11 protein-coding genes are annotated in these 11532 nt (G+C 66.1%); 4 read left to right on the top strand and 7 right to left on the bottom strand.

What is annotated here, in order from left to right:
• The first annotated feature begins 55 nt into the window (after nucleotides 1–55).
• Nucleotides 56–1522, top strand: a complete 1467-nt coding sequence (locus AC6RA4_RS04995) for an MORN repeat-containing protein (protein ID WP_500157995.1) — start codon at nucleotides 56–58, stop codon at nucleotides 1520–1522.
• A gap of 20 nt (nucleotides 1523–1542) precedes the next feature.
• Here the strand turns inward: AC6RA4_RS04995 and AC6RA4_RS04990 are convergent, their stop codons facing one another.
• Nucleotides 1543–2019, bottom strand: coding sequence for a hypothetical protein (locus tag AC6RA4_RS04990; RefSeq protein ID WP_500157993.1), 477 nt, complete (start codon nucleotides 2017–2019; stop codon nucleotides 1543–1545).
• Between the two features lie 156 nt (nucleotides 2020–2175).
• Here AC6RA4_RS04990 and AC6RA4_RS04985 point away from each other — a divergent pair, with 156 nt between their 5' ends.
• A complete protein-coding gene (locus AC6RA4_RS04985; protein WP_500157991.1) occupies nucleotides 2176–3075 on the top strand; it encodes a YihY/virulence factor BrkB family protein in 900 nt (299 codons plus the stop codon).
• Between the two features lie 227 nt (nucleotides 3076–3302).
• Here AC6RA4_RS04985 and AC6RA4_RS04980 read toward each other — a convergent pair whose 3' ends face one another.
• Entirely contained in the window at nucleotides 3303–4355 is a 1053-nt protein-coding gene (locus AC6RA4_RS04980; protein WP_500157989.1) for an AI-2E family transporter, read from the bottom strand.
• A 185-nt stretch (nucleotides 4356–4540) separates the two neighbouring features.
• Here AC6RA4_RS04980 and AC6RA4_RS04975 point away from each other — a divergent pair, with 185 nt between their 5' ends.
• Complete coding sequence (locus AC6RA4_RS04975) at nucleotides 4541–5134, top strand: exopolysaccharide biosynthesis protein (protein ID WP_500157987.1); 594 nt, start codon at nucleotides 4541–4543, stop codon at nucleotides 5132–5134.
• 17 nt (nucleotides 5135–5151) lie between these two features.
• On the opposite strand, the gene AC6RA4_RS04970 is transcribed toward AC6RA4_RS04975, so the two are convergent.
• The 3 genes from AC6RA4_RS04970 to AC6RA4_RS04960 are packed head-to-tail and all read right to left on the bottom strand — an operon-like array spanning nucleotide 5152 to nucleotide 7145.
• Nucleotides 5152–5367: a hypothetical protein gene (locus AC6RA4_RS04970; protein WP_500157985.1), complete on the bottom strand. Its 216-nt coding sequence runs from the start codon at nucleotides 5365–5367 to the stop codon at nucleotides 5152–5154.
• 36 nt (nucleotides 5368–5403) lie between these two features.
• Nucleotides 5404–6231: a metallophosphoesterase family protein gene (locus AC6RA4_RS04965; RefSeq protein WP_500157983.1), complete on the bottom strand. Its 828-nt coding sequence runs from the start codon at nucleotides 6229–6231 to the stop codon at nucleotides 5404–5406.
• Nucleotides 6228–7145: a diacylglycerol/lipid kinase family protein gene (locus tag AC6RA4_RS04960; RefSeq protein WP_500157981.1), complete on the bottom strand. Its 918-nt coding sequence runs from the start codon at nucleotides 7143–7145 to the stop codon at nucleotides 6228–6230. The genes AC6RA4_RS04965 and AC6RA4_RS04960 overlap by 4 nt, the downstream gene beginning before the upstream one ends.
• A 203-nt stretch (nucleotides 7146–7348) precedes the next feature.
• On the opposite strand from AC6RA4_RS04960, the gene AC6RA4_RS04955 reads away from it, so the two are divergent.
• On the top strand, nucleotides 7349–8074 hold the full coding sequence (locus AC6RA4_RS04955) for a CbiX/SirB N-terminal domain-containing protein (protein WP_500157979.1): 726 nt from the start codon (nucleotides 7349–7351) through the stop codon (nucleotides 8072–8074).
• A gap of 82 nt (nucleotides 8075–8156) precedes the next feature.
• Here AC6RA4_RS04955 and AC6RA4_RS04950 read toward each other — a convergent pair whose 3' ends face one another.
• A complete protein-coding gene (locus AC6RA4_RS04950) occupies nucleotides 8157–9137 on the bottom strand; it encodes a hypothetical protein (protein ID WP_500157977.1) in 981 nt (326 codons plus the stop codon).
• Nucleotides 9138–9409: 272 nt separating this feature from the next.
• Nucleotides 9410–11532: DNA gyrase subunit B (locus tag AC6RA4_RS04945; protein WP_500157975.1), on the bottom strand; the 2123-nt coding region annotated here is incomplete at its 5' end.

Genomic DNA, 11532 nt, shown 5'->3' with positions numbered 1-11532 from the left:
GGGCTTGGATACGGTTCGGGCAGACGAAGAGGGGCCATCCGGCAGGGAACAAGACATGATACGCGCAGGCAGAAAACTCGCTGCCGTCGCCGCCATTCTGGCGTTCGCCGGAACCGCGCTGGCGCAGGACAGCGACGAGATCATCACCAAGCAGTTCGACGATGGCGGGGTCTATGAGGGCACCTTCCAGGACGGGCTGCGCCACGGCACCGGGACCTACCGCCTGCCCAACGGGTTCGAGTATTCCGGCGACTGGGTCGAGGGCGAGATCACCGGCGACGGCACCGCCCGCTATCCCAGCGGCGCGGTCTACGAGGGCCAGTTCGCCAAGGGCAAGCCCGAGGGCGTGGGCCGCATCGTGCTCGGCGACGGCAGCGTCTACGAGGGCTCGTGGCTCGACGGCAAGATCACCGGCAAGGGCGTGATCCGCTATGCCAACGGCGCCCGCTACGAGGGCTCGTTCCGCAACGCCCTGCACCACGGGCGCGGCGTGATGACCACCCCGGACGGCTACCGCTACGAGGGCGATTGGGTGAACGGTGTCGAAGAGGGCAACGCGCTGATCACCTATCCCGACGGTTCGGTCTATGAGGGCCGGGTCGCCAACGGCAAGCGCTCGGGCCAGGGCACGCTCAAGATGGCCGACGGGCTGGTCTACGAGGGCATGTGGCGCGACGGCCAGCAGGACGGCCAGGGCAAGCTCAGCCTGCCCAACGGCGATGTCTACGAGGGCGAGCTGGTCGATGGCCGCCGCGAGGGGCAGGGCAAGGAGACCTATGCCAACGGCGACGTCTACGAGGGCGAGTTCAACAACGACCAGCGCCAGGGCTATGGCAGCTTCACCGGCGCCGACGGCTACCGGCTCGAGGGCAACTGGGTGGCCGGCCAGATCGAGGGCGAGGGCCGCGTGGTCTATCCCGACGGCTCGGTCTACGAGGGCGAGATCCGCGGCGACCTCGCCAACGGGCGCGGCAAGACCACCTATCCCGACGGCTCGACCTACGAAGGCGACTGGGTCGACGGCGTGATCGAGGGCAATGGCCGGGCGGCCTATCCCAACGGCGTGGTCTACGAGGGCGCCTTCAGCAATGCCCGCTACAACGGGCAGGGCAAGATCACCTATCCCGACGGTTACGTCTACGAGGGCGACTGGCAGGACAACCAGCGCCACGGGCAGGGCAAGGCGACCTATGCCGACGGCGCCATCTATACCGGCGATTTCCGCGAGGATCAGCGCCACGGGCAGGGCGAGATCGTCATGCCCGACGGGTTCCGCTACACCGGCCAGTGGATGAACGGCGCGTTCGAGGGCGAGGGGATCGCCACCTACGCCAATGGCGACGTCTATGAGGGCACCTTCCGGGACGGCAAGCGCCAGGGTCAGGGTGTTCTTCGCTATGCCACCGGAGAGGAAGCCTCCGGCAACTGGATCAACGGCGTGCTGACCACCGCGACACCGGTCGAGAGCGCGGAGCCGGAGGCCAACGACGAGACCGGAGAGGCCAGCCCGAACGACGGCTGAGCGATTTCGGCCCGGCGGTGTCAGCCGCGGCAGCGCGGCACGCCCATGCGGATGAGATCCGCGCCGCTGCGGGTCACGTAGCCATGGGTGACGAAGCGCGCGCTGGTCAGGAACCAGTCGCGCAGCTGCGGCGGGTAATGCGCCGCCATCCGCCGCGACCAGTAGTCAAAGCGGTCGTAGCGGATCGGCTCGTAGAGATAGACCGGGCCATGAAAGCCGAATTCCGTCCCCGGGCTGACGCAGACATCCCCGGCCCCGAGATAGAGCGTGCAGGACGACAGGCAGTAATTGCCCCGGATCTCGACCCGGACGCCCCGCGCCCGCAACGCCCGGACCTCGGCCAGCCGGGGCCGCAACTGCCCGCCGCCATCGTCCCCGACCACCCGCACCGGCCCGCGCGCGACGCCCCATTGCGGCGCGCCCTGCCCCGGCGAAGCGCCCACCAGCACGGCGGCGACGATCAGCAGAGGGGCAAACAGGCGAACGGAGACAAGCACGGCAGCGCATCCTTTCTGGAACGGCTCGCCCAAGGATGTCGCGGATTCGGCTTAAGAAGCGGTTGAGAGACGAATTTGCCGCGCCGACAGCCGGAAAACCGGCCCTTGGCACGGCGGCGATTGACGCTCCCGGCGAAACACGCACAAGCTTCCCCCATGACCGACGCCACGACCGATACCGCGCCAGCCCCACGCCCGCGTGCCGAGAAGCTCAGCCTGCACGACTGGCTTCACGCGCTCTGGGGCACCTGGCAGCGCATGGACGAGCGCAACCTCGGTCTGATCTCGGCCGGGGTGGCGTTCTACGCCTTCCTCTCGCTGTTTCCGGCGATTTCGGCAGTGATCGCGATCTGGGGCTACTGGGCCGACCCGGTGGCGATCTCGGAACAGATGGAGCTGATGCGCGAGATGATGCCCGAGCAGGCCTACACCCTGCTCGAGACCCAGATCACGCAGCTGATCTCGGCCAATCGTTCGACCCTGCAATGGGCCTCGATCATCTCGATCGTGGTGGCAATCTGGTCGTCGCGCGCCTCGATCGCGGCATTGATCCGCGGCCTCAACGCGGTCAGCGAAACGCCGCATCGCGAGAACGCCATCAGGCGCATCGTGGTGGCCTTCCTGCTCACCGTGCTGCTGGTCTTCGTGGCGCTGGTGGCCTTCGCCGCCGTCGTCATCCTGCCCGCCGCCATCGCCTTCATCGGCCTGCCGATGCATGTCGAGATCGCGGTCAGCGCGGTGAAATGGCTGATCCTGCTGGCGGTGGTGTTCTTCGCCATCGCCCTGCTCTACCGCTACGGCCCCAACCGGCGCCGCAAGCGCATGCGCTGGTTCACCCCCGGCGCGCTGCTGGCGCTGCTGTCATGGGCGGCGGGCTCAGTGCTGCTGACCATCTACATGCGCAATGTCGACCGGCTGAACGAGGTCTACGGCTCGCTCGGCGCGGTGGTGGCGCTGCTGCTGTGGTTCTATGTCAGCGCGCTGGTGACGCTGCTCGGCGCGCAGCTGAACGCCGAGCTCGACAAGCGGCGCCAAAAAAACACTGAAATTTCCTGACCCTCGCGGAACCACTCCCGGCAAGCCGCGTTCTGTTCTCAAGGACGCCTGTTTCGTCCTGTCCCTTCGCGGGCCGTGTCCCTGTCCCGACTATCCCAATCGGCCCGCACCTGTCCCCCACCCCGCTCTCTTCCCGGAGAGCGGGGTTTTTTCCTTGCCGCGACGGGCACGAAAAAACCGCCGGACGCGCAGCCCGGCGGTTTGCTGAGGCATCATGATCGGCGCTGTCAGGCCTGCCCGAAGATCGGCTTGGCAGAAGCGGAGGTGTCGCCGAGGATGTCGAAGAGGCGCAGCAGGATCAGCGTGACGGGGATCGCCACGATGCCGCCCAGCGGCCCCCAGAGCCAAAGCCAGAACACCAGCGAGACGAACACGAGGAACGGGTTGATCTGGACGTGCTTGCCGATGAGCGAGGGCGTGACGAATTGCGCCTCGGTCATGTTGCAACAGAGGTAAATCGCCATCGGGGCGAAGGTCATCAGCCCGTCATAGTTCACCACGCCGGCGAGCAGGAGGCCCGCGGCCAGCGCCGCCGGACCGAGATAGAGCACGAAATTCAGCAGCATCGCAGCGATGCCCCAGACCACGGCGCCGGGCAGACCGATCAGCATCAGCAGCGTTCCGACGGCGATGCCGAGCCCCGCATTGACCACCGAAATGGCGGCGAAATAGCGCGAGACCATCGCCTCGGCGTCGCAGAAACGCTCGAGGATCTTGGGCGTGTCCATACCGGTGCCGATCTTGGCCGAGATGTAGCGATAGATCTCGTTGCGGGTCAGCAGGAAGAAGAACAGCCCACCGAGAAAGACCAGCATCTGGGCGAGGATGACCGGGGCGAGGAACATGGCATCGGTCAGGCCGGGCATGTCGGTCGCCTCCTTGCTGCCGCCGCCATTGCCGAGAGCGGCCTCGACCTCCTTGTTCATCTCGTCGATGCCCTGAATCAGACCCTGATATTCGAACATCAGCTTGCGGATCTCGTACTTGATCGACGGCAGGCGGTCGATCACCGCCGTGATGTAGGGTTCGATCAGGTAGGCCAGCGCGGCGAGGGCGAAGAAGATACCGACGATCAGCCCCATCGCCACCGCTCCGCGTGGCAGGCCAAGCCGTTCGAGCCGGTCCGCGAGCGGAGCGAATATCACCCCGGTCACGATGGCCAGCGTCAGCGGCGCAAAGATGTCCTGGGCAACCTTGAGCCCAAAGAGAAGCACGCCGGACGCCATGATCACCGTCGAAGCGCGCAGCACGGTGTCGGAGACGATGGCTGGCCTTTTCATGCCGGGACAACTTCGCCCGAGGGCCTTTGTTCCTTCGCCGAGGCAGTATTTCGCGCTAGGCTGGCACAACCAATCGGTGCATTTGCAGGCCGACCTCCCGCGGACACCCCTAACTCATTGACGCGATGGCGGAACCATGGCCCATGCCACCACGTTTCAGATAAACACAGGAGGGATCGAGACCCATGGATGCGCAGAACCGACCCCAACCGGTGGGCGAGATCGTCGACCGGCTCGATGCCGTGGTCGAGCGGGACGATGTCATGCTGCGCGATCTGTTCGAGGAATTTGGCGAAAGCTCGTTCCTTCCCGCGCTGATGGTCCCTGCCCTTCTGGTCGTGTCGCCGCTGTCGGGGATCCCGCTGTTCTCCTCGGTCTGCGGCCTGACCATCGCCTTCATCTCCGGGCAGATGCTGCTCTCGCGTAAGCACCTGTGGCTGCCCGATGCGCTGATGAACCTGAAGATCGACGGTCCCAAGGCGCGCAGGGCGGTGCGCAAGATGCGCGGTGTCGGAAACTGGATCGACAAGCACTCGAAACATCGGCTCGGCGTCTTCATGACCGCGCCGATGCGCAAGTGGCTGCAGTTGCTCTGCATGCTCTGCGGACTGGCGATGCCGTTTCTCGAGATCGTGCCGTTCTCGTCTTCGCTGCTGGGCAGCGCGGTCACCCTGCTCGCCACCGCGATGCTGGCCCGCGACGGGCTTTTCGCGCTGCTCGGAAGCATCGCCATCGCGACCGCAGCGCTGGTGCCGATCGGCGTTCTTGGGGCCATGTAGAGCCTGTTTTACGGGCGTCAGATCAGCGCGGCGATGTTCAGGATAAAGACGATGGCAAAGCCTGTGGCCACAAGCCAGAGGAACAGCTTGGTTGCGCGGTGGCCCTCTCGGCGATCCTGCGGCGTCTCTTCGAGGTGAACCGGCCGATCGCTGGCACCCGCATCTCCGGGCCCTGCGCGCACCTCGTGAGGCGGGTGGCTGGCGTCTTTCTCGTCGGCATCTGGTCTGCTCATCCGAGGGCCTCCTGAAATGTCTTTGCAGACAAACCCCTAGCGCAGCGCCCCGGTTCCCCGTGACCTCGCGTCGTGATGTTCGCGCCAGCCGCCGTCGCCGAACCGGAAGCTGCGCGTCCCGGCGGGAACGAACTGCTCCGCGCGGGCGACCATCCGCGTCACCGTCGCCTCGCCTTCGTTGAGGTCGAGAATGGCAAAATCGTTTTCCTGACCGCGCAGACGGGTCGAAAGCCCAGTTCCGACATGGATCTGCAGCACCTGCGCCCCATGCTTGCGCGACAGGAAGGGCTCTGCCCGCCAGCGATGCAGATGGCCCGAAAGCACCAGATGCGCGCCACAGCCCGCAAGTTGCTCGATGGCCTTCTCGGCTTTCGGCATCAGGCTCTTTTTCACGTCTTCATCCTGCTCGAACGGGTGATGCGCCAGCACCACGCGGATCGCTTCGTCGCTGTCGGAGAAGATCTTGCAGGCGTTGCGCATCTGCCGCCAGCGGATCCGGCCGCGCTGCCAGCGGTACTGATCGACCGTGTTGAGCCCCACGGCGACAAAGCCGTCGCCGCGGTGAAGCGGAAAGAGATCATTGCAGATATAGTCTCTATATCGCCTGAAAGGCCGCATGAAGCGCAGCCAGAGATTGTCGAGCGAGATGTCGTGATTGCCGGGAACCGCGAGCCAGGGCGCCTCGAACCGGTCGAGGAAGGCGCGCGCGTCGCGATACTGGCCGACCCGGGCGCGCTGGGTGAAATCCCCCGTCACGGCGACCAGATCCGCCCGCGCCGCGTTCACCGCCGCGACCAGCGGGTCGAGCAGTTCGGCATCGGTGCGGCCGAAATGCAGATCGGAGATATGGACGATACGGGTCATGCGCTCGGGTGGTCCTGCGGCACCATCACCTGCAGCGGCCGGTCGCGCAAGCGGATGCGGATCGGCGTCTGCATAAGGGCTTTTTCGCCATCCCGCGCCACAAGCGTGCGCTTGCGCCCGGTTTCGATGGTGATCTCCCGCGCCGTCGCGAGGTCGAAATCCGAGCCTTTCTGCGCCGCGCCACCCGCCAGTTTCAGCGCCGTCCGCACCAGGTCGACGCTGCGCTCTCCCTTGGCGGTGAACAGGGCAAAGCGCCCGTCCCGGATCGCATCGGCGCCGTCGAGGTTGAAGCGCTCGAGCTGGTAGGCGCTGTTGGCGACGAATGCGAGGGACGTGCGCATCCGGACCTCGCGCCCGTCGAGCGACAGGCGCAGCTTGAGCGGGCGCCGGAAGCCGGTCAGCGCCAGCAGGACGGACCAGTAGGCCGCCAGCCGCGACCGGCCCCAGCGGTTGTAGATGCTCTCGCGGCGGTGCAGGATCAGCGGATAGACCCCGAGACTGGCGTTGTTGAGAAACACCTCGCCGTTCACCTCGCCGAGCGGCATGTCGTGAAGACGGCCCGTGGCGAGCACCTCGATCGCGCCCTGCATTTCCTCGGGGATATCGAGGCCGCGCGCAAAGTAATTGAAGGTGCCCTGCGGGATCACTCCCATCGGAACCCCCGCGTCGTGGCTCGCCGCCGCCACCGCCGCGATGGTGCCGTCGCCGCCCGCCGCAACCAGCATCCCGGCACCGCTCTGTTCGAGCGAGCGCCGCGCGAAGGCGACCATGTCGACCATGCCGCTCGGAACGGCGATTTTCGACTCTATTCCGGCCTGATCGAGCAGCGCGGAGATCCGTGCCCGACGGTCGCCCTCGGCATGATCGCCGGAGCGTTCGTTCAGGATGACGCAGACTTTGCGGATGGCAGGCACCGTGACCTCCGATTGAAACCGTTGTTCAACGTGTCGAAGCGGGCGCGGTTCCGATGCCCAGCGAAAAGGCAGGCTTTGCCATCTCGCGGAAAATTCACGTGCTTCGGGGCGACGGGAGGGATCGAATCAACTAGGATCAATGCCTCACTGGCAGATCGGAGGAGGGTCTGCCGGACTCACGTTACAAAGGAACACGACAGAACATGGCTCACAGCCCCGTTCCGCGCAGCGCCGTTCTCGTTGCGCATGGCAGCCCGTCCGATCCCGACTCTCAGGAAACCGCCCTTCGGGCTCTGGCCGACCGTGTCGAGGCCAATATGGAAGGCTGGCGCATCGGCAGCGCCACGCTGGCTTCGAAAGGCCGGCTCGAGGAAGTGATCAGCGAACTGGGGAGGCCGCTGATCTATCCGTTCTTCATGGCGCGAGGCTGGTTCACCGGCCAGGTGCTGGCCAAGAAGGCGCGCGAACTCGGGGTTCGGATGCTCGAACCGTTCGGAGTCGAACCCGGGCTCGTGGGATGCGCCCAGAACGAACTGCGTGCGCAGCTCGCCCGGCAGGGATGGACCGCGTCGGAGACCGCGTTGGTCGTTGCGGCCCATGGCAGCGCGGTGTCGCGCACGAGCGCCGACAGCGCCTACAGCTTCGCCCGGGCGCTGCATTCCGGCCTTGGCTTCACCGCCACGCGCACCGGGTTCATCGAACAGCCACCGTTCCTCAAGGACGTTGCGCAGGGGCTCGGTCAGGCGATCTGCCTGCCCTATTTCGCGCAGCAATCGGGTCACATGGAAGACGACGTCCCTGCGGCGCTGGCGGCGGCCGGCTTCGAAGGACCGGTGCTGCCGCCCTTCATCGCCTGGGCCGACACCCCGGCCCTGATTGCCGGCAGCATCGCCCGCCAAGGCGCCGAGGCCGAGATCGAGGCATCCTGATCGCGACGCCCGAAAGGCGCGTCCATCGGGCGCGCCTGTGCGCAGTTCGCGGCGGCGGGCGCATGGCGCAGACGCCCGGCCCTCACTTGCAGATCGGCAGCACCCCCGGCGTCTGCTTCGGGAGCGACTGGCGCCATCTGTCGATAACCGGCTGCAGCGTGGCCTTCGGCCAGAATTTCGGAGCACCGATGGCGCTCAGACAGGCCGCATTCCAGTAAAGCCCGGCCTTCAACGGCGCGGTCCCCGCCCTGACCGCGTTGGCCACCGCGTTGATATCGCCGGATTCGGGGTAGATGTAGAGGGTCGTCGGATTGCCCTCCACCAGCCCGAGGATGTCCTCGGACACCGCGGGCGACCAGGTCGTGCAGCCGTTGCTCCGCCCGCCGGTGTAATTCACCAGATTGCCGAAGGGCACGTAGCCCTCATCGTCCGCATGCGGGCTCTGCGGATTCTTGAACCGACACTGCCACTTCACGAAGACCGCCGGATGGCCGCCGATGGCGCGCTCTCGGGCGTTCTCGGTATCGCCCTTGCCGTCAAACAGCAGGAACGTCCGGTAGAACGGCGTGCGCTTGCCGGAGCGGCTGACGTAGCCCTTGAAGGAGGTTCTCGTCTCCGCGGTGAGATAGGCGCCCCCCATCGTCAGCTTGGAGCCTTCGGCGTTGCTGAAGTTCTTGGCGCATTGCCGTCCGTTCGAGAAATCGGCGCGCTGCAGCTTTCGCCCGTTGCCATAGCCCGATGACACCGCGCGAAAATGCTTGGAAGACTCGCAGATCACGTAAAAGCGCGCGCCGGGGCTTCCATTGCGCGCGGTGCTCGGGCGCGTCGCGTCCATGGCGAGGTAGCAGGGATTTCGCACCCCGCCGCTCTGCCGGTTCTTCAGGTAAAGGGCACGGGCCCGCTGCAGCACGACCGGAGCGATCTGGCCTTCGCCGGTCCCCACATGCGCCTGCAGCCAGCCGGGCACCGCGGCGCTCTGGGCCGCCGCCTGCGTCGAAAGCAATGCCGATACGATAAGACAAAGCGCGGCGGAACGTGCGAAACGGAGTGTCTTCAGAAGCAACGGGCCAGCCTCCTGCGATACGATCCTGATACAGCCATAGCACATGGGGCAGGACACAAATGCAACCCAGAGCACGCGCGCGCCGGAAAGGTCCGCGATTTATCGCCGGTTGGGTCTGGCGGGACCAAGGCACAGCGCAACCACCGGCGGCGCAAGACCAGTCGTCGCGCGTCGGAAACTTTGGTGTCGTCTGAATGTGCTGCGGGGGAGTGGCCGCGATGGCGCGACAGGAAGGCGGGGGGCGCACAGTGTCCAGCGCGCCCCCAAGCGCTTTAGAAATCGAGGTTTTCGACGCTGAGCGCGTTCTGCTGGATGAACTCGCGGCGCGGTTCGACCACATCGCCCATCAACTTGGTGAAGATGTCGTCGGCCTCGGTCATGTCGTCGATGCGGACCTGCAACAGGGTGCGGGCGTCGGGATCGAGCGTGGTTTCCCAGAGCTGGCCCGGGTTCATCTCACCCAGACCCTTGTAGCGCTGCAGCGACAGGCCCTTCTCGCCCTCTTCGAGGATCGCCTCGAGCAGGCCCAGCGGGCCGTAGATTGCCTGACGGCGATCCTTGCGGTCGAGCATCGCGGGGGTGGCGTAGACGGTTTGCAGCGCCTGCGTGAAGCTGCCGGTCTTGCGCGCCTCGCCCGAGCGCAGCATCGGGCCGTCGAGCGTGCGGACCTCTTCGACGCCGCGCAGAATGCGCGCCAGACGGATACCGCGATCCTGGGTGATGCGGCCCTGCCAGCCCTTCTCATATTCCAGCGCGATCAGGTCGAGCCGCTGGGCCACCTTGTCGGCCACGCCCTGCAGGTCGCTCTCGACCGCGCCGGGCACGAAGGCCCCGGCCACGGCGGCCTGCTCGAGGATGTGGCGCGGGTAATGCGTCGGGAAGGCGTCGAGCACGCGCTTGAGCTGGCGTGCCTCGTCGATCACCCGGACCAGATCCTGCCCGGTGATCACCTCGCCATTGCCGAGCGTCAGGTGCGCACCATCGACGCCCTGCTGGATCAGGTAGTCATCGAGCGCCGCCTGGTCCTTGACGTAGACCTCAGACCGTCCGCGCGCCACTTTGTAGAGCGGCGGCTGCGCGATGTAGAGATAGCCGCCCTCGATCAGCTCCGGCATCTGCCGGTAGAAGAAGGTGAGCAGCAGGGTCCGGATGTGGGCGCCGTCAACGTCGGCGTCGGTCATCAGGATGATCTTGTGATAGCGCAGCTTGTCGATGTTGAACTCGTCGCGGCCGATGCCGGTACCGAGCGCCATCACCAGGTTGCCGATCTCCTGGCTGCCGAGCATCCGGTCGAAGCGCGCGCGCTCGACATTGAGGATCTTACCCTTGAGCGGCAGGATCGCCTGCGTGCCCCGGTCGCGGCCGGTCTGGGCCGAGCCGCCGGCGGAGTCACCCTCGACGATGAACAGCTCGGTCTTGGACGGATCCTTCTCGGAGCAGTCCTTGAGCTTGCCGGCGAGGAAGTTGACGTCCATCGGGTTCTTGCGGCGGGTCAGCTCGCGGGCCTTGCGCGCGGCCTCGCGGGCGAGCGCCGCCTCGACGATCTTGCCGACCACCATCTTGGCCTCGTTCGGGTGCTCCTCGAACCACTCGGTCAGCTTCTCGTTGACCAGGTTCTCGACCGCCGGGCGGACCTCGGAGGAGACCAGCTTGTCCTTGGTCTGGCTCGAGAACTTGGGATCGGGCACCTTCACCGAGAGCACGCAGGTCAGGCCTTCGCGGGCGTCGTCGCCGGTGAAGCTGACCTTCTCCTTCTTGGCGATGCCACTGTCGGTAGCGTAGCGGGTGAGCGTGCGGGTCAGCGCGCCGCGGAAGCCGGCGAGGTGGGTGCCGCCGTCGCGCTGCGGGATGTTGTTGGTGAAGGGCAGCACCATCTCGTTGTAGCTGTCGTTCCACCACATCGCGACCTCGACGCCGATGCCGTCCTTCTCGCCGGTCATGTAGATCGGTTCGGGCATCATCGGCTGCTTGGAGCGGTCGAGATACTTCACGAACTCCTTCACGCCGCCCTCGTAATGCAGCTCGGTGTGCAGTGGCTCGGCCGGGCGCTCGTCTTCGAGGATGATGCGCACGCCGGAGTTCAGGAAGGCGAGCTCGCGCAGGCGCTTTTCCAGCGTCGCGAAATCGTATTCGAGGTTGGAGAAGGTGTCGGTCGAGGCGAGGAAGCGCACCTCGGTGCCCTGCTCGCCCTCGGCATCGCCGACGACGCGCAGATGCTCGACCGTCTCGCCATGGGAGAACTTGGCGTAGTGCTCCTTACCGTTGCGCCAGATGCGCAGCTCGAGCCACACCGACAGCGCGTTCACCACCGAAACGCCAACGCCGTGCAGACCGCCGGAGACCTTGTAGGAGTTCTGGTCGAACTTCCCGCCGGCGTGCAGCTGGGTCATGATGA

This window comes from Salipiger sp. (genome assembly GCF_059781815.1).
The sequence above is the reverse complement of the archived record's forward strand: the minus strand, read 5'-3'. Positions and strand labels throughout refer to the sequence as shown.